This window comes from Erwinia amylovora (assembly GCF_017161565.1).
Taxonomy (GTDB): Bacteria; Pseudomonadota; Gammaproteobacteria; order Enterobacterales; family Enterobacteriaceae; genus Erwinia; species Erwinia amylovora.
On record NZ_CP066796.1, the window covers coordinates 1,763,777 to 1,790,332 of the forward strand.

Consider the following 26,556-nt stretch of genomic DNA (forward strand, 5'->3'; position numbering starts at 1 on the left):
AAAGTCATGCAGGCATCGGAGGTAACGGGCAAAATAACGCCGTAGCATTGCCGCGCCAAAAGCTTCCCTTGAGGGAAAATAAGGGTAAAACGACTCTTAATGCACTGCTGCTTGCCTGAGCAGCAGCACCAAATCCATGTAGTAAAACCTCGCTACAGGCACAGCCGTTCACCGGTGTTTAGCAAGTGTTCACGATTGTCCAGTCGGGTCGTTTTATTCATCGCCGCAGCGTACTAGACCGTATGGTCGGTTTCAACCTTCAGCCGTGGTTGCGGCACGAACGGATCATATCAAGCTCTGGTTTATACTCTTGCGTTTCTACATCCATCATTCCTAACAGGGTATGAAAAATGTTGTCCTGAGAGACATCCTCAACCTTAGCCCGCTGTTGCAGACACTGCAGATCGATGCCAAATGTTGTGGCATAGTCGGGCGACATCCAAAGTAAGAAAGGAATATGTGTTTGTTGAGACGGGGCAAACAGATAAGGAGTGCCGTGAAGGTACATTCCACGTTCGCCCAGTGATTCACCGTGGTCAGAAAGGTAAATCATCGCCAGGTTGAATTTGTCATTGTATGCTTTTAACAGATTGATAGTGTTGTCCAGCATTGTATCGGTATACAAAATGGTATTGTCATAGGTGTTAATCAGCGTCTGGCGATCGCAATCCTGGATCTGATTGCTGTCACAGGTTGGTGTGAACTGGCGTGCTTCTGGCGGGTAGCGCAAATAATAAGCGGGGCCATGACTCCCCATTTGATGGAGCACTATGACAGAATCGTCTTTGATACCGTCGATGTAATTATTTAGCCGATGCAAAAGCACATCATCCAGGCAAAAATCGCTTTTGCACAACTCACTAACCTGCCATTTGGTCATATCGCTATGCGGCACGCGGTCGCAGGCACCTTTGCAGCCGCCGTCATTCTCACGCCACAATACATTGATACCAGCGTGAGCCATCACATCAAGTACACCTTCCTGATGACGTGCCAGGCTGGCGTCATAGTTTTGGCGTGACATATTGGAAAACATGCAGGGAACAGAGATGGCCGTTTCTGTACCGCAGGATGTGGCATGCTGATAATAAATAACGTTATCGCGCTGTAATTTCGGATTGGTTTCTCGCGTATAGCCACCCAGCGAGAAATTTTCAGCCCGCGCCGTCTCGCCGAGCACGAAGACCACCAGCGTTTTCTTTTTGCTGTCGGTAATCACTTTCACTTTCTTTGCATCCCGTCCGATGGCAATCAGCTCCTGATTTCCGGTGAACCAGTGACTGTTAACATAACGTCCGATACCGCTTACCACGTTAACCGGGGTGACCATTTTGACCAGTCCTTTGTTATTGCGAAACATAGATGCGTAATCTTTGTAAAAAAACGCGGCTACAGTAACAATTAACAGAAGGGCCACCAGAGAAGTCAGTAGCCGCCAGACAACTGACTTCCACCATGGCCGGTTATTTTTGATGCGGCACAGGCACAAAATGGCAGCCGGAAGTACACCCAGCAGCAGCAACCATAAAAGATAGCGAAAGCTCAAAAGCGCGCTGGCTTCCTGCAAATCGGTTTCGAATACATTCTGTATCATGTTGGTATCGATAACCGTGCCGAAGTTGAGCATAAAATAGTTAGCGGCGGCGCTGGCGACAATCAACACGGCCAGCAGGGGTTTACGCAGCCAGGGCACTGCGAGGAAATTGAAGATAGCCAGAAACGCACAAAACAGAACCACCGGGATGGATGCGGCGTAAAGATAATCGAGCAAATTATGAAAAGGGATAGTTTGCCAGGCGCGAAGCAGGAAACCATAATTCAGCGCCAGGGTAAAAAATGTCGCCGCGCCACAATTAAAGGTGATTTCGTTAAAGTACAGCTTGTTTAAAAAGGATTTCATGGCAGTCCAGTGTTAATAAAATTTGCCATCAGATTAACCAGGAAATCCTGGCGAAACCTTAATTTTTTCAAAATACAATAAATGGGCCGCCAGCTTGGGGCCAGACGATGATCCACCAAAAGTGAAATGTTGGTGAACATGCAGGGTGGTTCAAGTTCGTCGAATAAAGCCGCTGAGAGGTCGGCCACGCCGTACGCTGCGGGTTTATCGCCACTCATCAGTAAAGTTGTGCTTCCCGGCCTGAACTTAGCGGTGCGGGGCCGCGGTTCAGGGAAGGCCGCTGGATACAGACAGGTCCAGTCGATGCTCTGTTCACTGGCCGCCAGGTGGTATCTTATCGCCCGAGTTGCTATCGCACCGGGTTCCATACTGGCCTTGAAGGATGCATTATCAACCAGATCCATGCAGGGTACTACTTCAGGGCTGCGCGCTCCACCTCGTTACCAACAGGCGTTTTACTCCGCTGTTTATGACAGCGTTGAGAATTTGCTTGCTGCGCTGGATAAATTTATTGAACAGGTCAGGCTCCGGCCAGCCCGGATTGGCCAGGTGGTTTCTTATCGCCCGAGTTGCTATCGCACCGGGTTCCATACTGGCCTTGAAGGATGCATTATCAACCAGATCCATGCAGGGTACTACTTCAGGGCTGCGCGCTCCACCTCGTTACCAACAGGCGTTTTACTCCGCTGTTTATGACAGCGTTGAGAATTTGCTTGCTGCGCTGGATAAATTTATTGAACAGGTCAGGCTCCGGCCAGTCCGGATTGGCCAGGTGGTATCTTATCGCCCGAGTTGCTATCGCACCGGGTTCCATACTGGCCTTGAAGGATGCATTATCAACCAGATCCATGCAGGGTACTACTTCAGGGCTGCGCGCTCCACCTCGTTACCAACAGGCGTTTTACTCCGCTGTTTATGACAGCGTTGAGAATTTGCTTGCTGCGCTGGATAAATTTATTGAACAGGTCAGGCTCCGGCCAGTCCGGATTGGCCAGGTGGTATCTTATCGCCCGAGTTGCTATCGCACCGGGTTCCATACTGGCCTTGAAGGATGCATTATCAACCAGATCCATGCAGGGTACTACTTCAGGGCTGCGCGCTCCACCTCGTTACCAACAGGCGTTTTACTCCGCTGTTTATGACAGCGTTGAGAATTTGCTTGCTGCGCTGGATAAATTTATTGAACAGGTCAGGCTCCGGCCAGTCCGGATTGTAAAGCGGTGAATGACGCGTCAGCTCAGGACCTGGCATTGGGGCGTTATATAGCGCCTTATCTTCGTTGTTACAGCAACATCCGTGACTCAAACCAGCCATTATAGCCAGCAGTCATGTTCTGGATATGAATGAATATCGCATTGCGATTCATTCAACAGCCATACGATGGCAACATCGTTATTGCACATCCTTTGGCGGAGTAGCCGGTAGTGTTCTGCCCCGCGCCGGCTTTCCTTGTACTATACGGGGTGCGGAAATTGGCCATAATGCTTATTACTCATCGTTGAGATCATGGACAGCGATCGCATCAGCCTGTTAGCCTTCATCAGCCGCGTGGAGGTTCAGTGACGTTACCTATGGAAAAGGTTCAGATAGTAAGTAACAGCGTACATGTATCAGGTGCATTCACTGTGGCAGGTGCGGGATTTCCTTGCAGCGTTCTGGGACATTCAGGAAGCGCTTCTTAGCGGGCAACGGCTGTTCATATTACCTGAATGGCGGGCTAAGCCACTTAGGTAGACTCCAAAAGCTGGAGCAGTGCTCTCGGAGATAAGCCGTCAGGCTTGACGCTCGTCAGGTGATTATTTTGTAACAATCACAGGCTAAAGCTTGCAGACATTCTCTGAGCCGACTTCAATTAAAGCAGATGCAACACCCAGGAGCAGTCGTGGCTGAACAACTTGAGTTTTTCCCGGTACCCAATCCCTGCAAAGAAATTTGTCAGGTTAATGAGCGTGGCTACTGCCGCGGTTGTTGGCGCAGCCGCGAAGAACGCTTTAGCTGGATGACATTCAGTGATACGCAGAAAAGAGAAATTTTGCGTCTTTGTCGCCAGCGCCTGTTGCGCCACCACCGTGTGGCCACTGTAACTGCGGATGAACCGGAACAACCAACATTGTTTTAGCCTGTCGTCGGTAAATCCTACCTTCGCCTGAGCTGCAGTTAAAATAACCGCCGGGTTATGCTTAGCGGTTTAACGCCTGCTGGCATAGCGGCGTAACGGCACTGGACAAAATGGAAGAAAATGGGGTATTCAGTAGCCGCTGTTGTATCAGCTGTGGCGCAGAAATGGTAAATCGGTTGCATTACTTCCCATATCTGGTAACGATCCATAGGGTGATCCACACTATAAATGCGATTAAATCGGTGCACAAACTGCTTAATAAACGGAGCAAAACGGAAGGTTTATTAGCGAATTAAATAGCCTGTTGCAGTGACTTTTTCCGGGGCTGATATATGCGCAACAAAATGGACCATGTCAATTCAGATCACGAATTGGGGAATGTCCTGACTGCCGTTTAATGCTTAAGGTCGCCACAATAAAGTGATGACGTTGAACTGGTTTTTTCAACGTGACACAGCATTCTTAACGTTCTTATACACCTCCAGTTTTTGGATGCCTCATAGTGCTCAAATCCAGTTGAATGCTTTCGCCACAAGGCCTGTCATACCAATAGCCAGGGAAATCAATGCGCCAAACAGCAGCCTGAAGTCGGTGCGGGCATGCTGTTGAAGCCTGTACATGTCCTGACGAAAATGACTCATCTCGTCATTAATGCCCTGATGTAGAGCACCAATGTCCTGTTTGACTTCTTGACGCAGAGCGCCAATGTCCTGCCTGACCTCCAGACGCAGAGCACTAATGTCTTGCCTGACCTCCAGACGCAGAGCACCAATATCCTGTTTGACTTCCTGACGCAGAGCCTCAAAGTCCTGTTTAACTTCCTGGCGTAAAGCGCCAATATCCTCTTTAACTTCCTTATGCAGCTCATGGATATCCCTTTTCATTTCCAGCTGGGATAATTTGATTGCTGTCATATCGTCACATGAGGGTGTTAACCTTATTTCTGGCTGCATATTTCCTCCCTGAAATGTCATTAATGAAGTTGACCCAAGCAATTTTATCACGCTTGTACGTTAAATCATCATTGTGAAAATTAATATAGTGTGTTGTTGAGCTTCAGAGCGCTATTCAACAATTTAATGTATCTCGTTTAAAGCGACATCAATTAGCGTTAAATCACTCACATTTTTTCGTGTCTGGCAGAATTACCTGACGAGGAGGCGGGCAATACTGATGCTGCTACCTACAGGCATCATTCTCGCCGCCGCGCGGAAGGCACTTGCAGAGTCAAGCGTCCTGCAGATAATGAACGATTTGTATTTTGTTCTTTAAAATCGCAGAATAGGCTAAAAATGTGGCTTGATAGTAAGCAGGCTAATTATAAGGAGTTGACATTGGACACCCCATTGGGAACAGATATGGCCAGATTAGTACGCATCTGGCGAGCACTCATTGACCAGAGACTTAAGCCGCTGGAGTTGACGCAAACCCACTGGATAACGTTGCATAACATCCATAAATTACCGCCTGAGCAATCACAAATCCAGCTGGCAAAGGCAATTGGTATTGAACAGCCATCGCTGGTCCGTACTCTTGATCAGCTTGAAGAAAAGGGGCTAATTTCGCGCAGTACCTGTTCTAACGATCGCCGGGCGAAAAGGATCAGCCTGACCCATCAGGCAGAGCCGATTATCACTCAGGTTGAACATGTTATTTCTGCCACCCGGGATGACATCCTGGACGGCATCTCGCCAGCAGAAATCGATAAGATGGTTATGCTGGTTGCGAAATTAGAAAAAAATATTCTTGACCTGCATGGAAGGGATGCATAAAAAACCGGCAGCGGGGCCGGTTTTTTATGGGTTAAATCTAGCGCGGCGAGACGGTAACTTCGCGGCCGTTGGAGGCCATTGCTACGCGCTGGCCCACTGAATAACGGCTGGCGGCCTGCTTCTGTACCACGGCAATAGTCGTGCCATCATCGCGGCGAATTTCCAGCTCAACGCCCTGGCTTTTGTTCATCGAACTCTGAACGCCCTGACCGGCTACGCCACCGGCCACCGCCCCGGCTGCGGTCGCAAGGCTGCGGCCGGTGCCGCCGCCGACAGTATTGCCAAGGAAGCCGCCCAGTACTGCGCCGCCAATCGCTCCGATAACATTCGTATTATCATCGCCCTGAATCTGTACGGGACGCACGGAAACCAAAGTACCGTAAGTTACGTTCTGAATCTGTTTTGCTTCAGAAGCGGAGTAAACATCACCTGAAAGTGAATTATCATTTACACAACCAGCCAACGTAACCCCGGTAAGCGCCACGATTAATAAACGCATCATCATCTTAAAACTCCTATTTATGCAGGTGCTGCGAGCATTGGGCGGGCAGCGTGTAATCGCTCTATTATAAGACAATAATCGCGATGTTTCTCACATTAAGTATGTCGCGGATCCAGCAATAAACTAACCCGTATTACCTGAACGTGGATTCAATCACGATACGATATCCTTTGTAACTAAGAATAAAATTAAAAACTATCAGGCGATAGAAATCATCAGATAAATTTGCCAGGCTGACGCAATGAATCACAGACCCGGATTACGGGGAAAGGGTAAAAAAAGGATGAAATCAGGAAGATATATCGGTGTTATGTCAGGAACCAGTCTCGACGGGATTGATGTGGTGATGGCGGTGATTGATGAAAACATGGTAGCGCAACAGGCCAGCTACCATCATCCCATCCCTCAGGCTTTACGTCAGCAGATCCTGGCTATTTGCCAAGGGCAATCACTGACGTTATCGCAGCTGGGGCAGCTTGACACCCGGCTAGGCAAGCTGTTTGCTGAAGCGGTGCTGGCACTCCTTAAACAGCAGAAGCTGTCTGGAGAAGAGATAAAGGCAATCGGTTGCCACGGTCAGACGGTATGGCATGAGCCTCAGGGCGAGGCGCCCAACTCTCTGCAGATAGGCGATAACAATCAGTTAGCGGCGGTGACAGGCATCACTGTAGTGGGGGATTTCCGGCGGCGCGATATGGCGTTAGGTGGGCAGGGCGCTCCGCTGGTCCCGGCTTTCCATCACGCGGTGTTAATGCACCCGACCGAGCGCCGAATGGTACTGAACATAGGCGGCATTGCAAACCTTTCGTTGCTTATTCCAGGGCAGGAGCTGCGAGGATATGATACCGGGCCGGGTAATATGCTGTTGGATGCGTGGATTTGGCGGCAGCAGGGAAAAGCTTATGATAAAGACGGTGACTGGGCAGCGGCGGGCAATATCGTCTGGCCATTGCTGCAACAAATGCTGGGTGACCCGTACTTCGCCCTTCACGCCCCGAAAAGCACCGGGCGTGAATACTTCAATCTGGGCTGGCTTGAGAATCAATTGTCATCTTACCCCGCTTTACTGCCGCAGGATATACAGGCGACGTTAACCGAACTGACAGCAACCACTATTGCGCAGCAGGTTTTACTAAGTGGAGGCTGCGACCGTTTACTGGTGTGTGGTGGTGGCGCAAACAATCGGTTACTGATGGCACGTCTTGCCGATCACCTCTGCGGAACGGAGGTAATAAGTACGGATAAAGCCGGGATCAGCGGCGATGATATGGAAGCGCTGGCGTTTGCCTGGCTAGCCTGGCGCACACTTAGCGGACTGCCAGGGAATTTACCTTCAGTTACCGGTGCACGAGAAGCCAGCGTCCTCGGGGCGATATTCCCTGCAAATCGGCCGTTGCGCTGATGCTATCGGCGATATTAACCCCAGTGAGGCCGACTTAACGCGCTGCGTGGAACAACATCTGTTGCCGGCAACATCGCTGACTGGTTAACCCGTTGAAAAATTTCAGGGTGCGGCGCACAATAAAGCCAATCTCCCTGAAATCAGAGCCTGAGCCATGACCGATAGCGATCACCTGCAACAAATCGCCCATCTGCGGCGTGAATATACCCGTGGCGGACTGCGCCGCAAGGATCTTCCCGATAACCCGTTAAGCCTGTTTGAACACTGGCTGGATCAGGCCGTGGCGGCCCAGCTGGCGGATCCAACAGCAATGTGTGTGGCGACAGTTGACGAGCATGGGCAGCCATATCAGCGTATGGTTTTACTCAAGCATTTCGATGCGCGTGGTATGGTGTTTTACACTAACCTCGGCAGCCGTAAAGCGCAGCAGCTGGAGAAAAACCCGCGGATCAGCCTGCTGTTTCCGTGGTATATGCTGGAACGCCAGGTGATGGTGCTGGGAAGCGCTGAACGTCTGCCAGGGTCAGAAGTATTGCAGTATTTCCACAGTCGGCCGCGTGACAGCCAGCTTGGTGCCTGGGTATCAAAGCAGTCGAGCCGCATTTCTGCACGCGGTGTGCTGGAAGGTAAGTTCCTTGAACTGAAGCAAAAATTCCAGCAAGGCGAGATACCACTGCCCAGTTTCTGGGGGGGCTACCGCATCAAAATTGATGCAATTGAGTTCTGGCAGGGTGGTGCCCACCGTCTGCACGACCGTTTCTTCTACCAGCGCGAAGGCGATGCGTGGAAAATTGACCGCCTTGCACCGTGAAATACGAAATAATGCCGTAAGCGCTGGATCAGAGCGGTTCAGCGCCTTATTCTATATCCTTATTTTTCCGCGCTTCAGCGCAAAGCTTGTACCAACTTAGGTGCAGACTTTTTACATGGAGTCTTAGATGGCCAGCAGTAACCTGATCAAACAATTGCAAGAGCGGGGCCTTGTGGCCCAGGTAACGGATGAAAACGCGTTAGCAGAACGACTGGCGCAGGGACCCATCGCTCTCTATTGTGGTTTCGATCCAACTGCTGACAGCTTGCACTTGGGGCATCTGGTGCCGTTGCTCTGCCTGAAGCGTTTTCAGGATGCAGGCCACAAGCCTGTAGCATTAGTGGGGGGCGCTACGGGATTGATTGGCGACCCCAGTTTTAAAGCGGCAGAACGTAAGCTGAACACCAGCGACACGGTTAGCGATTGGGTTGAGAAAATCCGCCAGCAGGTGGCTCCGTTCCTTGATTTCAACTGTGGCGATAACAGCGCCATGGCGGCGAATAACTATGACTGGTTTGGCAGCATGAACGTGCTGACCTTTCTGCGTGACATCGGTAAACATTTCTCTGTCAACCAGATGATTAATAAGGAAGCGGTCAAACAGCGCCTGAATCGTGATGACCAGGGTATCTCTTTTACCGAGTTCTCTTATAACCTGCTGCAGGGTTATGATTTTGCCTGTCTCAACGAGCGTCACGGCGTGGCGCTGCAAATTGGTGGTTCAGACCAGTGGGGCAACATCACCTCCGGCATCGATTTAACTCGTCGTCTGCACCAGAATCAGGTGTTTGGCCTGACCGTACCTCTGATCACCAAATCTGACGGCACTAAATTCGGTAAAACTGAAGGTGGAGCAGTCTGGCTGGATGCGAAGAAAACCAGTCCGTATAAGTTTTACCAGTTCTGGATCAACACCGCCGATGCGGACGTGTATCGTTTCCTGAAATTCTTCACCTTCATGAGCATGGAAGACATCAACGCGCTTGAACAGGAAGACAAAAACAGCGGTAAAGCGCCGCGAGCTCAGATTGTGCTGGCCGAGCTGGTCACCAGGCTGGTGCACGGAGAAGAGGGCCTTACTGCGGCACGGCGCATTACCCAGAGCCTGTTTGCAGGCAGTGTGACAGAGTTGACCGCCCAGGATTTGGCGCAACTGGCGCAGGATGGCATGCCGGGGGTTGAGCTGGAAGCCGGACAGGATCTGCAACAGGCCCTGGTCAATGCTGAACTGGCACCTTCCCGTGGCCAGGCTCGTAAACTGATAGAGGCGAAATCAATCAGTATCAACGGCAGCCTGCAAACCGATGCCGAGTATGCTTTCGCTGAAAATGATCGTCTGTTCGGGCAATTTACTCTGCTGCGCCGGGGCAAAAAGAACTACAGCTTGATCAGCTGGAAGCAATAAGCCCTGTGCATTAACCCATTTTAAGCCGGTTCTGCCGGCTTTTTTTATTGGCACAAAGATCAGGTTTGTCATATGAAAAATATACTTTCCATTCAGTCCCATACGGTGTTTGGCCACGCAGGCAACGGCGCTGCAGAATTTCCAATGCGCCGTCTTGGTGCAAACGTATGGCCATTAAATACCGTGCAGTTTTCTAACCATACGCAATATGGTCACTGGACCGGCTCAGTGATGCCCGCCACGCACCTGACCGATGTTGCCCGTGGTATAGGCGAAATCGATCGTCTGAAAACCTGTGATGCAGTGTTAAGTGGATATCTCGGTTCTGCTGAACAGGGAGAAGCCATACTTGAGATCGTACGAATGGTCAAAGCAGCCAACCCGAACGCCTGGTATTTCTGTGACCCGGTGATGGGTCATCCTGAAAAGGGCTGCATCGTGTGCGCCGGGCGTCGCCGAGTTTCATGCCAATGCATCGCTGCCGGCCAGCGACATTATCGCGCCAAACCTGCTGGAGCTGGAAATGCTCAGTGCACACCAGATAGCAAATGTTCAGCAGGCGGTAGCTGCGTCGCGAGCGCTGATTGCTAAAGGGCCAAAGATAGTGTTGGTCAAACACCTGGCGCGTGCCGGCTACCGCAGCGGCCGCTTTGAGATGCTGTTGGTGACCGCAGACGAGGCATGGCATATCACCCGGCCGCTGATCGATTTTGGCGTGCGCCAGCCGGTAGGCGTCGGTGACCTGACCAGCGGGCTGCTGCTGGTCGATCTGCTGCACGGTTTATCCCTGCAACAGGCGCTGGAGCATGTCACGGCGGCGGTGTATGAAGTGATGCTCAAAACCCATGAAATGGGTGAGTATGAACTGCAGCTTGTCGCGGCACAGCAGGTCATTGCTCAACCACAGCAGAGATTTGCCGCGATAAAACTGTAATCATCCGGCCCGGGCGGCAGTGTTTACCGCCCCCCATCGGTCAGCGTCAGCTGAGCTTTTCTGCCTTCAGGGCGGCCATCACGGCAGGGCGGGCCGCCACGCGCTCAAACCAGTCATTTAAAGCGTCAAGCCCGTTGAGATTTATTTTCAGCGCGTGCGCCCAGCGTGTAACCGTAAACAGATAAGCGTCGGCAACGGTAAAGCGTAACCCCATCAACCACTGCTTATCTGCCAGCGCTTCATTCACATGGCGGAATTTTTGTTCCAGCTGCTGGCGTACCCTCGTCTTATATTCTTCTGGCGTATCAGAGTGAAACAGCGGGCCAAAGCCTTTATGCAGTTCGGTGGCAGTAAAGCTTAACCATTCAAGCGTGTGGTAACGAGTCAGGCTACCCGGGGGGGCCAGTAACTGGCGGTCCGCTTTCAAATCGGCAAGGTACTGGACAATGACCATTCCCTCGGTGAGTATCGCCCCGTCGTTCAGCTGCAGTGCCGGCACCTGTCCTTTGGGGTTAATGAGCAGATAGTCTTCTCCCAGTTCGGTTAGCTTTGTTCGGGTATCAACGTTAACCAGAGTGAAATCGAGGCCGGTTTCGCGCAGCACGATGTGAGGTGACAGCGAACAGGCACCGGGTTTACAGAACAGCTTCATTGCGTTCTCCTTCGGGGCTGGGGGCGAGCGTCAATAAAGCTTACTGCGGCAAACAGCAAATGTCTGTGGTCTGGATCAATAGTTCAGGTTAGGGGGGCAGGAACGATGGATTTGATCAAAGCACAATGGCTCAGGCGTGCAGAGGAAGTTGGTCGGGAGCTGCCGTGCAGGATCCCGTTATCGGAAGTCAGTAACGCTTATGGTCAGGAGCCTGATGAAGCAGACAGTATGGAAGGATTGGGATGAAGCCGGGGATAAATACCCCGGCCACATGGCGGTAAGGGGTTATGCGCCAGGCTGTTCATCCTGCGTCATGCGGTTTAGCAGCGGCGCAGCCAGTACCATCAATACGGCAATAACGCCGGTAGTGATACCGATCTTGAAGAATATATCGCCGTAAACATGCAGCGACAGCAGCGGATTAGTAATATTTTCTGGTACCGCCATCAGGTTGGCAACTTTCCCTGCCACCATAGCTGCACCGGCAGTCGTCAGGAACCACGAGCCCATAATGAAGCCCATAAGACGTTGCGGCACCAGCTGTGCCACCATTGCCAGGCCCAGACCGGATATCATCAGTTCCCCCACGCTTTGTAACGCGTAGCTAAGCACCAGCCAGCCGACAGAAACAATACCTGCCTGGCTAGCCAGTGAAGCGCCCAGCGGCAGAACAAGAAACGCGGCAGAGCAAAGTATCATCCCCAGCGCGAATTTGTGGGGCATGGGCATCCGGTCACCCAATTTATTATACAGGGCTGCCAGTAACGGGCTGAAAAGCATAATCCAGAAGGGGTTCAGTGCCTGGAACTGCTCAGGCTGGAAAGCAATGCCCAGCAAACTGTGCTCCACGTTACGAATCGCGAAGAAGTTCAGTGAAGTCGGCATCTGCATATACAGCACGAAGAAAACGATGGCTTCCAGCATCAGCAGGAATGCAACAATCATCTTACGGCGCGCTGCGCCCTTCAACGTCAGGGCCTCTTTGGTGAAAATCACCACGATAGCGACAGCAACGGCACCCAATACCATGCGTGCAATATCCTGGTTATGAAGAAGCCAGGTTGCCACCGCGATCATCACCGCTATACCCATCAGGGTTACCAGCAGCTTTGACAGATTGAGCGGAGCGAAATCAGGTTTGGAACCATGATCCTTAACCCATTTACGGAAAAAGACAAAGTTCACAAGGGTAATCAGCATGCCAACAAAGGACAGGCCAAAGGCAGTGCTCCAGCCGAACTTAGCCGCCAGCCACGGGGTGGCCAGCATGGAGAAAAATGACCCGATATTGATCGCCATGTAATACATGGTGAACGCGCCATCGAGACGGGGATCGTCTTTTTCGTAGCAGGTTGAAAGCAGCGAAGATGGGTTAGCTTTAAACAGGCCATTACCCACGGCAATAGTCGCCATGCCGATGTAGATCATGGCGATATCGTGACCGGACCACGCCACCAGCGCATAGCCCAGCGCCAGCACCAGCGTACCCAATACTATCACGCGTTTGGTGCCCAGCACTTTGTCACCCAGCCAGCCACCCACGGCGATCAGGCCATAGACAAGCGCACTGAATGAGGCGAACAGCGTGATGGACTGTGATTCGGACATACCCAGCATTTTCACCAGGTAAACCGCCATAATGCCTTGCAGACCGTAGTAGCCGAAACGTTCCCACAATTCGATGGAAAAAATCAGATAAAACGATCGCGGTTGCTTGAAAGCGTTGAGGCTGGCAGCCTCAGGTTGTTTGTTTGCAGTTGACACTTGTACCTCTGAATTCAGATCCTGTTTTTCGTCAGGAATTAAGTCGGCGTAACACCAGCGGTGCGCGCGTTTTTTAATAATAATAGTGAAAAAACGCCAATAATCTCGCCGATCGCACCCAATGAGGCAAGCCTTTTTTGAATTCTGCCAATTATGCCGAATAAAGTCAGTTGGAAGGATTAAGGCGATAAAATGAATTTTTGTTCCAGAAATCAGGCTTTGAGTATGTTTATCTGCTATTTCAGGCGGGGTTCAGCATTTTTTGTATAAAAACCGCTTTTATTGCATAATTTAGGCGCATAACACTAACAAAACAGAAATATAACGAATATTATTTTAAATAATTGCATCTTTCTGGTGGTATATCACGCTATAACGATGGTGCGCACATTTATGGGGCGGTCTGACACTTGTAACGCTAGACAGATCCGACTCCGACAAATAATTCGCGTTTCGAATCAACATTTCCGTCGCATATTTTTATTGATTGAACGTTCAATATAAAAAAACTATAATCATAACCATTCAATAGACAAAACCGATTAACTGATGCCAAAGATAGGAATGAAGGCAATCCGTCAGGCGCAGCTTATTACCGCTACGCTGACGGTCATAGACCGGGTTGGACTGGCTAATGCCAGTCTGGCGCTGATTGCAAAAGAGGCCGGGGTATCAACCGGCATTGTCAGTCACTACTTTGGTGACAAAAACAGACTGCTCGAAGCCTGTATGTTGCAGATCCTGTCTGACCTCTATGTCGCCTTACGGCACCAGCGCCTGAAAGCAGATAACGATGCTGAAGCTCAGGTTAAAGCTATCATTGATGGGAATTTTGATATCAGCCAGATTGCCACACCGGTGTTGAAAACCTGGCTGGTTTTCTGGGCAGAAAGCCTGTATCAGCCTAATCTGAATCGCCTGCAACGAATAAACGACCGCCGGCTGTATTCGAATCTGACGGCGCAATTTCGTCGGGTTATGCCCGCTGGCCAGGCGCGAGCCGCCGCGTCAAGCCTGGCGGCGATAATTGATGGGCTGTGGCTGCGTTTGACGCTGGCACCGTTACCCATGGAGCAGGGGCTGAAGCAGGCCCGCATGCTTTGTTATCAAAATCTTGCGCTGTGGCTAAACAGCGTAGTCACCCCCTGACAGGAGGAAAGGTATTATGCAACGTCGTGGTCTATATATTAACGGGCGCGAAGTATCCGGAAATGGAGAGATATTCACCACTATCAATCCAGCCAACGGCGAAGTGCTGGCAGAAATCACTGCCGCCAGCCAGCAGGATATCGATGCCGCCGTCGCTTCATCGCACGCCGGTCAGCGCATCTGGCGCAGCTACACGCCGGTAGAGCGTAGCCGCGTGTTGCTGAAAGCCGTGGCGCTGCTGCGTGAGCGTAATCAGCAGTTGGCTGAACTGGAAACTGCCGATACCGGCAAGCCAATCGCTGAAACCTCGGTGGTGGATATTGTCACCGGCGCCGATGTGCTCGAATACTACGCGGGACTGGCCGTTGCCGTTGAAGGTGAGTCCATTCCTCTGCGCGACAGTGCGCTGGTTTATACCCGCCGCGAACCTTTGGGAGTCTGTGCAGGAATTGGGGCCTGGAATTACCCGATCCAAATCGCCCTGTGGAAGAGCGCACCGGCGCTGGCTACCGGTAACGCGATGATTTTCAAGCCAAGCGAGGTCACCCCGCTTAGCGCGCTGGAACTGGCAAAAATCTTCAGCGAAGCGGGTCTTCCGGATGGGGTGTTTAACGTGGTGCAGGGTGCAGGAAGCGTTGGTCAGGGGTTGAGCCAGCATCCCGCCATCGCCAAAGTTTCCTTTACCGGCGAAGTCAATACCGGTAAGCGCGTAACCGCCGATGCGGCGCTGGCTAACCTCAAGTCGGTGACCATGGAGCTGGGCGGCAAGTCGCCGCTGGTGGTGTTTGACGATGCCGATCTTGAGCGGGCGGTCGATGGTGCGATGGCGGCAAACTTCTTTAGCAGCGGCCAGGTGTGTACCAACGGGACGCGGGTATTTGTGCAACGCTCTCTGCTGCCGGCATTTGAGCAGCGCCTGCAGGAGAAAATGGCCAATATCAACTGCGGTGACCCGACTGACCCGTCAGTCAATTTTGGCCCGTTGGTGAGCGAAGGGCACTGTAAGAAAGTGGTGTCTTACTTAGAACTGGGTCAAAAAGAGGGCGCGCGCCTGCTGGCCGGTGGTTCGCGAATTACCCGCGGTGCGCTGGCAAAAGGCTGTTACGTGGAGCCAACGGTATTTACTGACTGTCATGATGATATGCGCATCGTGCAGGAAGAGATATTTGGTCCGGTGATGAGCATTCTGGTATTCGATGACGAAGAAGAGGTCATCAGGCGCGCCAACGATACCGAGTACGGGCTGGCTGCCGGGGTGTTTACCACTTCGCTGAACCGCGCTCATCGCGTTATCCATCAGCTGGAAGCGGGAATTTGCTGGGTAAACACCTGGGGTGAATCCCCCGCACCGATGCCGGTTGGCGGCTACAAACAGTCGGGACTGGGCCGGGAAAATGGTCTGGAAACGCTGCATCATTATACGCGTACTAAATCCGTTCTGATTGAGATGGGTGAGTTCCCATCCGCATTCTGATTGCTTGCCGCGGCGACTGCGCCGCGGTATTTTCCGGGAGGTTACATGCAGAAATTTGACTATATCATTATCGGTGCAGGCTCAGCAGGCAATGTACTGGCGACCCGTCTGACTGAGGATGCTGACGTATCGGTACTGTTACTGGAAGCAGGCGGCAAAGACCACCGCTGGGACTTCCGTACCCAAATGCCAGCCGCTTTGGCCTATCCTCTGCAAGGTAAACGCTACAACTGGGCATTTGAAACCGACCCCGAGCCGCATATGGATAACCGCCGCATGGAATGTGGCCGTGGTAAAGGGCTGGGCGGTTCTTCGTTGATCAATGGTATGTGCTATATCCGTGGTAACGCCATGGACTACGATAACTGGGCAAGCAAGCCGGGGCTGGAAAACTGGTCTTATCTTAACTGCTTGCCCTATTTCAGACGTGCCGAAAAGCGTGATATTGGTGAAAATGACTGGCACGGCGGCGAAGGCTATCTCAGCGTCACCACACCGAAACCAGGCAATAATCCCCTTTACCGCGCTTTCATCGATGCCGCGAAGCAGGCCGGGCATCATGAAACCGATGATCTGAACGGCTACCGCCAGGATGGATTTGGCCCCATGGACCGTACGGTTACCGCTCAGGGCCGTCGCTCCAGCACCGCGCGCGGTTACCTTGATGTTGCTAAACAACGCCCTAATCTGACCGTTATTACCCATGCGCAGACTGACCGCATTCTGTTTGACGGTAAAACCGCCACCGGCGTGACCTGGCTGCGTAACGGCAAACAGGAACAGGCTGAAGCCGCGCGGGAAGTGCTGCTGTGCGCAGGTGCGATCAATTCGCCACAGATCCTGCAACGTTCGGGCGTCGGGCCGGAGGAGTGGCTACGCGAGCTGGATATTGACGTGGTGCACGGGTTACCGGGGGTGGGGCGCAATTTACAGGATCACCTTGAAGTCTATATGCAATACGGCTGTAAAAAGCCGGTCAGTCTCTATCCGGCGTTGCAGTGGTGGAACCAGCCTGCAATCGGAGCTGAATGGATGCTGAAAGGCACCGGCATCGGCGCCAGCAACCAGTTTGAAGCAGGTGGCTTTATCCGCAGCGATGACCAGCCGGACTGGCCAGACTTGCAGTATCACTTCCTGCCGGTAGCCATTAACTACAACGGCACCAGCCCGGTGAAACAGCATGGCTTCCAGGCGCACGTGGGTCCAATGCGCTCAATGAGCCGTGGACGCATTAAGCTGACTTCGAAACATCCTTATGCTGCGCCGTCGATCTTCTTCAACTACATGTCAGAGGAGCGCGACTGGGTAGAATTCCGTAATGCGGTGCGCCTGACGCGTGAAATTATGCGCCAGCCAGCGCTGGCGGAATACTGCGGAGAAGAGTTACAGCCGGGCAGCCATGTGCAGAGCGATGAAGAGATCGATGCCTTTATCCGCGAACATGCAGAGACCGCCTATCATCCTTGCGGCAGCTGCGCAATGGGTAACGACGAAATGGCGGTCGTTGATGCAGAAGGGCGGGTACATGGTATGCAGCGGCTGCGCGTGGTTGATGCCTCGATCATGCCACAGATCACCACCGGTAACCTGAATGCGCCGACGGTGATGATTGCCGAGAAAATTTCCGATGCTATCCGTGGCAAGGCACCGCTGCCGCTATCGACGGCTGAATATTACAAACTCTAATCGGTTCCCCGGCGTCAGCCAGCTGTCGCACGACGCGCTTTAACCGGGTTCCTGTCGGGGGGGAGGCGATTGCCCCCCGGCATGTTTCAGTCAGATCTCAACCTTCTCTTTGAATTCGCACAGATCTTCAATCAGGCAGGAGCCGCAACGCGGCTTACGCGCCACGCAGGTATAGCGGCCATGCAGGATAAACCAGTGATGGCAATCGACCTTAAACTCCCCGGGCACAAACTTCAGCAGCCGCTCTTCCACCTCCTCTACGTTCTTACCCGGTGCAAAGCGGGTCCGGTTACAGACGCGGAAAATATGGGTGTCAACGGCGATGGTTGGCCAGCCAAATGCGGTGTTCAGCACCACGTTGGCGGTTTTACGCCCTACGCCCGGTAAGGCTTCCAGCGCTTCCCGGCTCTGCGGCACCTCACCATCGTGCTGTTCCAGCAGTATGCGACAGGTTTTAATCACATTTTCAGCCTTACTGTTAAACAGGCCAATTGTTTTGATGTACTCTTTCACCCCGTCAACGCCCAGCGCCAGAATGGCGGCCGGGGTATTAGCGACCGGGTATAATCTGGCGGTGGCCTTATTGACGCTGACGTCAGTGGCTTGCGCAGAGAGCAGCACCGCGATCAGCAGTTCGAAAGGGGAGTTAAAATTGAGTTCTGTGGTGGGATGCGGATTGTTATCGCGCAGCCGCTGCAGAATGTTGTAACGCTTTTCCCTGTTCACAGTACGCCTGTTTTCCCCGCCGGCAGCGTCTGCGCCTGTGATCCAGCCTTGACAGCAGCACGTTGTTTCATCTTGTTGTCGATCAGATATTTCACCGCCAGCAGCATCCCCAGACCAATAAACGCGCCCGGCGGCAACATCGCCAGCAGCATCGGCGAGTCAAATTGTACCACCTGGATGCGCATCACTTTCGCCCATGGCCCCAGCAGCTGATCGGCACCGTTGAAAATGGTACCGTTGCCGATAATCTCACGTATTGAACCTAATACCACCATCACGCTGGTAGCGCCCAGGCCGATGGCCATGCCGTCCAGCGCCGACAGCGGCACGCTGCTTTTTGAAGCGACCGCTTCAGCCCGGCCGACCACGATGCAGTTGGTGACGATCAGCGGGATAAAAATGCCCAGCGACTGATAAAGCCCGTAAGCGTAGGCGTTAATCAGCATCTCCACGCAGCTCACCACTGCCGCGATAATCATCACGTAAATCGGAATACGAATTTCAGCAGGTACCCAGCGGCGCGACAGCGAGATGGCGCTGTTGGTGCAGGTGAGTACCAGCGTAGTCGCCAGGCCGAGGCCAAGGGCATTAGTAGCGGTTGAGGTCACGGCCAGCAGCGGGCACAGGCCCAGCAGCTGAACCAGCGCGGAGTTATTCTTCCACAGCCCACCGACCAGCAGGGTTTTCGCTTCACTCATTGGCATCTCCACAGGTTGGCAGCGAAGAGAGCTGCCCTGGTAAGGTTTCAATATACAGCGTTGTGCGTTTAACCGCATTCACCACCGCTCGGGAGTAATGGTCGCACCGGTAAACTGATCAAAATCTCCCCCGTCTTTTTTCACTGCAAAATGGCTGTCGCCGGGCCCGCTCAACTGCTTACCGTTGAAGCTGTTGATCCAGTCGGAAATACGCAGCTCAATTTTATCACCCAGCCCGGGGGTTTCATGATGCTCGACCACACGCGTCCCGTAGATGATACCGTTAAAGCTGGCACCAACAATCATCTGTATGTTGCCGGAATAACCGTCGGGCGCCGTGGTTTCCAGCGCCACGGCAACCGGTTTATCATCCTTACGCGCCAGATAAAGATGATGCGGATTGCTGTTGCCCAGCGCCGGGTCAGTGACCGAGTAGCACTCTTCCTGAATGCGATTATTATACAGTTCAGGCGGCACAACCTGATCCAACAGAATTTTTTGTTGTCGCGCGGTCTGATGCTCAATCGTGGGTTTGGTTACCGCGTTGATCACCGCCGTCAGGCCGGTGGTGATCGCGGCGAATACTGCCAGCGTTACGCCGTTTTTGCGAATAGCATCCAGCATCACTTCCCCTTACGGTGTCCGTATACGCGTGGCTGCGTATAGTAATCAATCAAAGGCACGCAAATATTGGCCAGCAGCACCGCGAAAGCCAGCCCATCGGGATAACCGCCATAACTGCGGATTAACCACGTTAGCAGGCCAACCAAGACGCCATAAACCAGTCGGCCTCTGTTAGTGGTAGAGGCGGTAACCGGGTCGGTGGCGATAAAGAATGCGCCCAGCATGGTGGCCCCTGAAAACAGATGGATCATCGGTGGAACCAGACTTTGTGGGGAAAACAGCCAGCCCAGCGTGGCACAGACTGTCAGTGAAGCGATAAAACTCAGCGGAATATGCCAGCGGATGGAGCGCGTTAACAGCAGGAAAACGCCGCCCAGCAGGAAGCCGACATTCACCCACTGCCAGCCCAGTCCGGCCACCACGCCGCTGTAAAGAGGCTGCGCCAGCAGCTGCTCAGCGCTGTGACCGGCACGAAGTCCGGTCTTGAAGTTATCCAGCGGCGTGGCCTGGCTGATGCCGTCAATGCCCACCTGTAGCTGCTGCATGCTATGGCCGTCAAGCGTATGGAGATGGAAAATCATGCTTAGCGTGTCGGCAAAACCGGGCGTGATACCCTGCAAACCGGCGGGTGGTAGCCAGCTGGTCATCTGTACCGGAAAAGAGATCACCAACATCACGTATCCGACCATCGCCGGGTTAAACGGGTTCTGCCCGAGCCCGCCATACAGCTGCTTGGAGACGATAATCGCGAACACCGTCCCGATGGTCACCATCCACCAGGGAGCCAGCGAGGGAATACTGACGCCCAGCAGCAGGGCGGTAAGCAGCGCGGAGTTGTCTTTCAGCGTTTCAGCCAGCGGCTGTTTACGCAGGTGCAGGATTGCCGCTTCTGCAACGATGGCAGCCACCGAAGCCAGCAATATCTGAATGAGATTACCCCAGCCAAAGTAGTACCATTGCGCGGCAACGCCGGGGATTGCGGCGATCAGTACCAGCAGCATAATGCGGCTGGTGCTACGGTGATTATGAGTATAGGGGGAACTTGCAATACGAAAAGCCATTTAATCCTCTTGCATCGAAGGCTGCTGGGTTTTACGCGCTTTCACGCGCGCAATGGCGTCTGCCACCGCTGCCTGGCGTGCATCATCTGAAGCGGCTGGCGCTTCAACTTGATTCAGCTGTTGTGTTTCAGTCGTCTGGCGCTGTGCCGCTTTATCGGCAGCAGCAGGGGCGGACTGTGCCGCTTTCTTCGCTTTGGCACGGGCAACGGCGGCTTCGACGGCGGCCTTACGCGGATCCTGTTCCGCTGCGGGCTGCTGCACCGGTGCGGCTTTATCGGCAGCAGCAGGGGCGTCCTGTGCCGCTTTCTTTGCCTTGGCGCGGGCAATAGCGGCTTCGACGGCGGCCTTGCGCGGATCCTGTTCCGCTGCGGGCTGCTGCACCGGTGCGGCTTTATCGGCAGCAGCAGGGGCGGCCTGTGCCGCTTTCTTTGCTTTGGCACGGGCAACGGCGGCGGCAACGGCGGCCTTGCGCGGATCCTGTTCCGCTGCGGGCTGCTGCACCGGTGCGGCTTTATCGGCAGCAGCAGGGGCGGCCTGTGCCGCTTTCTTTGCCTTGGCACGGGCAATGGCGGCTTCGACGGCGGCCTTACGCGGATCGCCTGTTTGGCGGGTAACCGGTTCGCTGCTCGTCTGCCATTCAGCCTGGCGAGCGCGGGCTTCAGCGTGGTGCGCCTGTTGCTGCGCCTGGGTTGTCGCGTCAAGCGCATTTTCTGCGCTGCTATCCGCGGGAGCGCCCTCTGCCTGCTGCGCTGCCACGCGCGCACGGGCGGCAGTTATCGACCCGTTATCGCTGCTGGCTACGCTACGTTTTGCCTGCTGATGTTTCGCACTCCGCGCAGCTTTCTCACGTTCCAGCCGCTGCTGGCGCGCTTCAAAGCGGTTTTTTGCCAGCGCAGCACGCTCGGCTTCCAGATCGATGGCCTGAATTTCTGCCTTCTCCTGGCGGTAATATTGTACCAGCGGAATATTACTGGGGCAGACATAAGCACAGGCACCACACTCAATACAGTCGGCGATATTGTGCGCTCGCGCCTTATCATGGTCGCCGCCGCGGCTGAACCAGTAAAGCTGCTGCGGTAGCAGGGCGGCCGGGCAGGCGTCGGCACAGGCGCTGCAGCGAATACAGTTCTTTTCCGCTGCATTTTGCCCCATCTCACTGACAGCAGGCGCCAGAATGCAGTTAGTGATTTTGACCACCGGGACATCCAGCGTCGGCAGCGTAAAGCCCATCAGCGGGCCACCCATCACCACCATTTGTTCGGCGGCGGGGGTAAACCCGGCGTGTTGCAGCAAATGGCTAACCGGAGTCCCCAGCCGTGCCCAGACGTTACCGGGTTGAGACACAGACTTACCGGTCAGCGTCACGACGCGTTCGGTCAGCGGTTCGCCGTCAATAATCGCCCGTTTCACGGCGAAAGCGGTGCCGACATTCTGCATCAGCACGCCGATATCGCCAGAACGGCCACCCTGAGGGACTTCCTTGCCGGTAAGGATTTTAGTCAGCTGCCTGGCGCCGCCGGACGGATATTTGGTCGGGATAACGCGAATGTGCAGGTCGGTAGCGTCCCCCAGTGCTTTCCTCAGCGCGGTGATGGCCTGAGGTTTGTTATCTTCAATGCCGATCAGTACCCGATCGGCCTGTAAAATCCACGCCATGATGCGGCTGCCTTCCAGTACCTCTGCAGCACAGTCCTGCATCAGCCGGTCATCAGCGGTGATATAGGGTTCGCATTCGGCGGCGTTGATAATCAACGTATTGACCCCACGCAGCCCGCCCTTCAGCTTGGTTGCGGTCGGGAAGCCTGCTCCGCCAAGACCCGCCACGCCGGCCTGATGGATGCGCGTCACCAGTTCACTGCGTTCCAGACTGCGGTAGTCGCTCAATGGCTGTTTCTCGCACCAGCGGTCTTCGCCGTCCGGGGTGATAAACAGGCACATTTCTGCCAGCGCGGAGGGGTGGGCCGTCATGTGCGGCGCAATTTTGCTTACGCTGCCGGAAGTCGGGGCATGAATGGGCAACATGCGGCCATTGCCAAAGGTGAGCGGCTGGCCGCGCAGCACCTTATCGCCGGGACGCACGCCAATTTCACCTTCATGACCGATGTGCTGCTTCAACGGCAAAACAAACTGTGCTGGCAGGGGTAACTGACGCAGCGGCGTACCGTTAGACTGGGTTTTCATCTCCGGGGGATGGATCCCGCCTTCGAAGTCCCATAGCCGTTCTTTTTTGAATAAACTAAGCAGGTTAAGCATGACGTTCTACAGTAATGACCCGGACCGGGATAGTTTGCAAATCCCACTTCCAGTTGGCAGTGGTGGTGGCGACCGGACGCATTTCAATACAGTCGGTCGGGCAGGGGGCGACGCACAGATCGCAGCCGGTACAGATATCACTTAGCACCGTGTGCATGGCGCGCGTTGCGCCAACGATGGCATCTACCGGGCAGGCCTGAATACATTTGGTGCAGCCGATGCAGTTGGCTTCATCGATCCAGGCGACTTTACGCTCCGGCTGGCGAGTTTCTTCATCGCCCAGCGGCTGCGGTTCAACGTTAAGCATTGCCGCCAGCTTAAGCATCGTCTGTTCGCCGCCGGGCGCGCACTTGTTGATCATCTCACCGTGATTGCCCACGGCATCCGCATAGGGGCGGCAGCCAGGATAGCCGCACTGCCCGCACTGGCTTTGCGGCAAAATGGCATCGATCTGTTCAACGATAGGGTCTTCTTCCACCGCGAAACGGCGCGAAGCGTAGCCAAGCAGACCGCCAAAAAACAGACTCAGTGCGCTTAATACCGCAATCGCAATCCAGATAGCACTCATCAGAATTTGACCAGCCCGGCAAAGCCCATAAACGCCAGCGCCATCAGGCCAGCGGTCACCAGCGCAATCGACGAGCCTTTAAACGGGGCCGGCACGTCGGCCAGTACCAGACGTTCACGAACACCGGCGAACAGCACCATCACCAGCGAGAAGCCAATTGAGGCGCTGAAGCCGTAGATGGCGGCCTGCATAAAGGTGTGGTTCAGATTAACGCTTAACAGCGGTACGCCAAGCACGGCGCAGTTGGTGGTGATAAGCGGCAGAAATATACCCAACAGCCGGTAAAGATCGGGGCTGGTTTTACGCACCACCATCTCGGTGAACTGCACGACAACGGCAATCACCAGAATATAGGCCATGGTACGCAGGTAAACCAGATCCAGCGGCAGCAGGATCAGGTGATTAACCAGCCAGGCACAGATTGAGGCCAGGGTAATAACGAATGTGGTGGCCAGCCCCATGCCAATCGCCGTCTCCAGTTTTTTGGAAACGCCCATAAAGGGACAAAGGCCGAGAAACTTGACTAACACAAAGTTATTCACCAGCACTGTGCCAATAAAAAGTAGCAGGTATTCGGTCATTGTTGCGCCTGAAAATAGAGATAAAAGCGCGTTATTATCGGACATTGCTGAACCGACCACAACCGCCGCACGCAATGCGCGGTAGGGTAACGCACTCAGGATTAAATTTTTGATGCTTTTTTGAACATTACTGTTCGATAAACGTCGCTTTTACCCGCCGGGAACGGCGGAAATAGGGTACCAGCACGCTGGCTGCCAGCAGGGCACACAGCAGGTTACGTATTGCTGCGCCATCGCTTACCGGAGAGAAAACGAAGGTTTTTAACGCCAGTATCACGCTCAACAGCAGCCAGATAATGTAATGACGCGGCAAACGTCGGGAACGTTTGCAGAACATCCATGTTACCCAGACGCTGTAGCCCCAAACCAGCAGCGAGGTCAGCAGCGAAGCGGACCACTGTAAAAAAGCTGCCTGAGGATGGCTAAACAACGCGCTGCGCATGGCCGGGTCGAACAGGGCGCTAAGGTACATCGCCATCACCAGCGCGCTGGTCAGCAGCGTCAGTATCAACCAGGCCAGCGGCACCAGCAACCAACCGCCAAGGCGGGTTTGATGATCTACAGCCACGTCTGTTCCTTATCCAGCCAGCCCGATCGGCCAGCGACTAACAAAAAGCAGGTTGCACAGTGGCAACATACCGGATAAGTACGATTATACGTAATATCGCTGTGCAGATCATTAGCAGGATTAGCACCGGCAGAACGGCGACCTCAAGTGGCCACAGGCGCATCAGCGACAGCACAGAGGGTTGTCAGTATAAGGCGATGATAAACAAAGGCCAGTGAATTTGTCTGAAAAAGCCACCTGATAAGGCAGATTAAGCCGAAATAAGTATCACTAGCGGTTGTAAGCGTTATCCGAGCAGCCTGACATGATATCAAAGATATCCTGAATGACGATGTCGATAAGTGGTGGGCTGGCCGGCCAGGCCAGATATCCCTGTCCTGAACGCGACCCGCCCCCGGAAGGCCAACCCTAACGCTGATTCAGGCGGTAATATGCCTCATTCCAGCGCAACGCATCGCGCAAGCCGTGCAGCGTGGTTTGCTCATCAATGACCACTACCTCAATGCCCTGCATCTCGCCGTACAGCCGCAGATCGTCTACCGTTAACGCCTGACTGAATACCGTATGATGTGCTCCGCCGCCAAGGATCCACGCTTCTGATGCGGTGGCGAGCGACGGTTGCGCCCGCCAAAGCGCACGCGCCACCGGCAATTTGGGCAGCGGCTGCGGCGGTTCAATGGCATCGACCACATTGACTAACAGACGGAAACGATCGCCCATATCAATCAGGCAGGCATTGACCGCCCGTCCCGGCGCGGCAGCGAAAATCAGCCGCGCCGGGTCGGCCTTACCGCCAATACCCAGCGGCTGAACGTCGAGTAGCGGCCAGGCTTCCCCGGCGATGCTTGGGCACACCTCCAGCATATGCGAACCGAGCACCATGTCGCTGCCCGGCGCAAAGTGATAGGTGTAATCCTCCATAAACGAGGTGCCACCCGGCCTGTCCCCGGCCATGACCTTGCAGATATGCAGCAGGGCAGCGGTTTTCCAGTCGCCTTCACCAGCAAAACCATAACCTTGCTGCATCAGACGTTGTACCGCCAGCCCGGGCAGCTGCGTCATGCCGTGCAGCGTTTGAAAGTTGGTGGTAAATGCCTTGCAGCCTTCATCATCAAGGAAACGCTTAATGCCCAGCTCAATACGGGCGGCATCCTGTACATTCTGGCGTTTGACCGCCGCAGCGGCGCTGAACCTGTAGCAGCTTTGGTACTCATCGACCAGAGTATTGACATCGCCGTCGCTGACCTGGTTAATGACCTCAACCAGATCGCCAACCCCCCAGCCGTTTACCGCGTACCCAAACTGGATCTGTGCCGCCACCTTATCCCCCTCGGTCACCGCCACATCACGCATATTGTCGCCAAAGCGCGCCACCTTGAGCTGCCGGCTGGCCTGCAGGGCCGCCGCCGTGCGCATCCACCGGGCGATGCGCAGCAGGGCGTGTTTATCTTGCCAGTGCCCGGTGACCACCTGGTGCGACAGTCGCATGCGTGCGCCGATAAAGCCAAACTCGCGCCCGCCGTGGGCAGTCTGATTCAGATTCATAAAGTCCATATCCATGCTGTCCCACGGAATTTCGGCGTTAAACTGGGTATGAAACTGCAACAGCGGTTTATGCAGGATTGTCAGGCCACCGATCCACATTTTGGCCGGCGAAAAGGTGTGCAGCCAGCTGATGACGCCAAGACAATCATCGTGGTGATTTGCCTCCCGGCACAGCGCCAGAGCTTCATCAGCGCTTTTGACCAGCGGTCTGAGTTGCAGCCTGTAGGGCAGCGTATCTGAGTGGTTTAAGCCATCCACGACCTGCTGGCCATGAAGTTCAACCTGACGCAAAGTTTCTGCGCCATACAGATGTTGAGTTCCGATGACCAACCAGACGCTGCGTTCATCTCTCTGTGTCATAA

Annotated in this window: 25 protein-coding genes and 2 pseudogenes; 9 read left to right on the plus strand and 18 right to left on the minus strand. The window is 53.9% G+C overall.

The window, feature by feature from the left end; translation table 11 throughout:
• Window positions 1–259 precede the first annotated feature (259 nt).
• Genes eptA through JGC47_RS08255 form a run of 5 tightly spaced genes read right to left on the minus strand, consistent with a single transcriptional unit; the run spans window position 260 to window position 2,973 of the window.
• On the minus strand, window positions 260–1,900 hold the full coding sequence (gene eptA, locus JGC47_RS08235) for a phosphoethanolamine transferase EptA (RefSeq protein ID WP_004157434.1): 1,641 nt from the start codon (window positions 1,898–1,900) through the stop codon (window positions 260–262).
• Window positions 1,897–2,304 carry an NAD(P)-dependent oxidoreductase gene (locus tag JGC47_RS08240; protein ID WP_024015242.1) on the minus strand — a complete coding sequence of 136 codons (408 nt, stop codon included), beginning with the start codon at window positions 2,302–2,304 and terminating at the stop codon, window positions 1,897–1,899. Before JGC47_RS08240 ends, eptA begins: the two co-directional genes overlap by 4 nt.
• 13 nt (window positions 2,305–2,317) lie before the next feature.
• Entirely contained in the window at window positions 2,318–2,527 is a 210-nt protein-coding gene (locus JGC47_RS08245) for a hypothetical protein (RefSeq protein WP_024015243.1), read from the minus strand.
• Between the two features lie 13 nt (window positions 2,528–2,540).
• Window positions 2,541–2,750, minus strand: coding sequence for a hypothetical protein (locus tag JGC47_RS08250; RefSeq protein WP_013036024.1), 210 nt, complete (start codon window positions 2,748–2,750; stop codon window positions 2,541–2,543).
• Between the two features lie 13 nt (window positions 2,751–2,763).
• Complete coding sequence (locus tag JGC47_RS08255; RefSeq protein ID WP_013036024.1) at window positions 2,764–2,973, minus strand: hypothetical protein; 210 nt, start codon at window positions 2,971–2,973, stop codon at window positions 2,764–2,766.
• 809 nt (window positions 2,974–3,782) lie between these two features.
• Between JGC47_RS08255 and JGC47_RS08260 the strand changes: the two genes are divergently transcribed.
• Window positions 3,783–4,019 (plus strand): DUF1289 domain-containing protein, encoded by a 237-nt coding sequence (locus JGC47_RS08260; RefSeq protein ID WP_004164258.1) that lies wholly within the window; start codon window positions 3,783–3,785, stop codon window positions 4,017–4,019.
• A gap of 506 nt (window positions 4,020–4,525) precedes the next feature.
• Here the strand turns inward: JGC47_RS08260 and JGC47_RS08265 are convergent.
• On the minus strand, window positions 4,526–4,993 hold the full coding sequence (locus tag JGC47_RS08265) for a hypothetical protein (RefSeq protein ID WP_004157441.1): 468 nt from the start codon (window positions 4,991–4,993) through the stop codon (window positions 4,526–4,528).
• A 360-nt stretch (window positions 4,994–5,353) separates the two neighbouring features.
• On the opposite strand from JGC47_RS08265, the gene slyA reads away from it, so the two are divergent.
• Window positions 5,354–5,791, plus strand: coding sequence for a transcriptional regulator SlyA (slyA, locus tag JGC47_RS08270; protein ID WP_013036026.1), 438 nt, complete (start codon window positions 5,354–5,356; stop codon window positions 5,789–5,791).
• 37 nt (window positions 5,792–5,828) lie between these two features.
• Here slyA and JGC47_RS08275 read toward each other — a convergent pair whose 3' ends face one another.
• A complete protein-coding gene (locus tag JGC47_RS08275) occupies window positions 5,829–6,296 on the minus strand; it encodes an outer membrane lipoprotein (RefSeq protein WP_004157443.1) in 468 nt (155 codons plus the stop codon).
• A 280-nt stretch (window positions 6,297–6,576) separates the two neighbouring features.
• Here JGC47_RS08275 and anmK point away from each other — a divergent pair, with 280 nt between their 5' ends.
• The 4 genes and pseudogenes from anmK to pdxY all read left to right on the plus strand — a co-directional run bounded on the left by anmK (window position 6,577) and on the right by pdxY (window position 10,845).
• A complete protein-coding gene (gene anmK, locus JGC47_RS08280) occupies window positions 6,577–7,695 on the plus strand; it encodes an anhydro-N-acetylmuramic acid kinase (RefSeq protein WP_004157446.1) in 1,119 nt (372 codons plus the stop codon).
• Between the two features lie 154 nt (window positions 7,696–7,849).
• Entirely contained in the window at window positions 7,850–8,506 is a 657-nt protein-coding gene (gene pdxH, locus JGC47_RS08285; protein ID WP_004157448.1) for a pyridoxamine 5'-phosphate oxidase, read from the plus strand.
• A 127-nt stretch (window positions 8,507–8,633) separates the two neighbouring features.
• Window positions 8,634–9,911, plus strand: coding sequence for a tyrosine--tRNA ligase (gene tyrS / locus JGC47_RS08290; protein WP_004157449.1), 1,278 nt, complete (start codon window positions 8,634–8,636; stop codon window positions 9,909–9,911).
• Between the two features lie 72 nt (window positions 9,912–9,983).
• A pseudogene (pdxY, locus tag JGC47_RS08295) lies at window positions 9,984–10,845 on the plus strand (pyridoxal kinase PdxY).
• Window positions 10,846–10,891: 46 nt separating this feature from the next.
• Here the strand turns inward: pdxY and gstA are convergent.
• Both gstA and dtpA read right to left on the minus strand, forming a co-directional pair.
• Window positions 10,892–11,497: a glutathione transferase GstA gene (gstA, locus tag JGC47_RS08300; RefSeq protein WP_004157452.1), complete on the minus strand. Its 606-nt coding sequence runs from the start codon at window positions 11,495–11,497 to the stop codon at window positions 10,892–10,894.
• 285 nt (window positions 11,498–11,782) lie between these two features.
• Window positions 11,783–13,261: a dipeptide/tripeptide permease DtpA gene (gene dtpA / locus JGC47_RS08305; RefSeq protein WP_004157456.1), complete on the minus strand. Its 1,479-nt coding sequence runs from the start codon at window positions 13,259–13,261 to the stop codon at window positions 11,783–11,785.
• Window positions 13,262–13,810: 549 nt separating this feature from the next.
• On the opposite strand from dtpA, the gene betI reads away from it, so the two are divergent.
• From betI to betA, 3 genes are read left to right on the plus strand one after another with little or no spacing between them, the layout of a single operon-like run.
• Complete coding sequence (gene betI, locus JGC47_RS08310) at window positions 13,811–14,410, plus strand: transcriptional regulator BetI (RefSeq protein WP_004157457.1); 600 nt, start codon at window positions 13,811–13,813, stop codon at window positions 14,408–14,410.
• Between the two features lie 16 nt (window positions 14,411–14,426).
• Window positions 14,427–15,884 carry a betaine-aldehyde dehydrogenase gene (gene betB / locus JGC47_RS08315; RefSeq protein WP_004157458.1) on the plus strand — a complete coding sequence of 486 codons (1,458 nt, stop codon included), beginning with the start codon at window positions 14,427–14,429 and terminating at the stop codon, window positions 15,882–15,884.
• 45 nt (window positions 15,885–15,929) lie between these two features.
• Entirely contained in the window at window positions 15,930–17,570 is a 1,641-nt protein-coding gene (gene betA, locus JGC47_RS08320; RefSeq protein ID WP_004157459.1) for a choline dehydrogenase, read from the plus strand.
• A 90-nt stretch (window positions 17,571–17,660) separates the two neighbouring features.
• Here betA and nth read toward each other — a convergent pair whose 3' ends face one another.
• The 9 genes and pseudogenes from nth to araA all read right to left on the minus strand — a co-directional run bounded on the left by nth (window position 17,661) and on the right by araA (window position 26,554).
• Window positions 17,661–18,296: an endonuclease III gene (gene nth, locus JGC47_RS08325; RefSeq protein ID WP_004157463.1), complete on the minus strand. Its 636-nt coding sequence runs from the start codon at window positions 18,294–18,296 to the stop codon at window positions 17,661–17,663.
• Entirely contained in the window at window positions 18,293–18,994 is a 702-nt protein-coding gene (locus JGC47_RS08330) for an electron transport complex subunit E (RefSeq protein ID WP_004157464.1), read from the minus strand. The genes nth and JGC47_RS08330 overlap by 4 nt, the downstream gene beginning before the upstream one ends.
• Window positions 18,987–19,618: pseudogene (gene rsxG / locus JGC47_RS08335) on the minus strand (electron transport complex subunit RsxG). The gene JGC47_RS08330 and the pseudogene rsxG overlap by 8 nt, the downstream one beginning before the upstream one ends.
• Window positions 19,618–20,679 (minus strand): electron transport complex subunit RsxD, encoded by a 1,062-nt coding sequence (gene rsxD, locus JGC47_RS08340; protein WP_004157469.1) that lies wholly within the window; start codon window positions 20,677–20,679, stop codon window positions 19,618–19,620. Before rsxD ends, rsxG begins: the two are co-directional and overlap by 1 nt.
• Window positions 20,680–22,932: an electron transport complex subunit RsxC gene (gene rsxC, locus JGC47_RS08345; RefSeq protein ID WP_004157471.1), complete on the minus strand. Its 2,253-nt coding sequence runs from the start codon at window positions 22,930–22,932 to the stop codon at window positions 20,680–20,682.
• Window positions 22,925–23,500: an electron transport complex subunit RsxB gene (gene rsxB / locus JGC47_RS08350; RefSeq protein ID WP_004157473.1), complete on the minus strand. Its 576-nt coding sequence runs from the start codon at window positions 23,498–23,500 to the stop codon at window positions 22,925–22,927. Before rsxB ends, rsxC begins: the two co-directional genes overlap by 8 nt.
• Window positions 23,500–24,081, minus strand: a complete 582-nt coding sequence (gene rsxA / locus JGC47_RS08355; RefSeq protein WP_012441509.1) for an electron transport complex subunit RsxA — start codon at window positions 24,079–24,081, stop codon at window positions 23,500–23,502. Before rsxA ends, rsxB begins: the two co-directional genes overlap by 1 nt.
• A gap of 127 nt (window positions 24,082–24,208) precedes the next feature.
• The gene (locus JGC47_RS08360; RefSeq protein ID WP_004157476.1) at window positions 24,209–24,649 is read right to left on the minus strand and encodes a DUF2569 domain-containing protein; all 441 of its coding nucleotides are present in this window, start codon (window positions 24,647–24,649) and stop codon (window positions 24,209–24,211) included.
• Window positions 24,650–25,057: 408 nt separating this feature from the next.
• Window positions 25,058–26,554, minus strand: coding sequence for an L-arabinose isomerase (gene araA, locus JGC47_RS08365; protein WP_004157478.1), 1,497 nt, complete (start codon window positions 26,552–26,554; stop codon window positions 25,058–25,060).
• Between the last annotated feature and the right edge of the window lie 2 nt (window positions 26,555–26,556).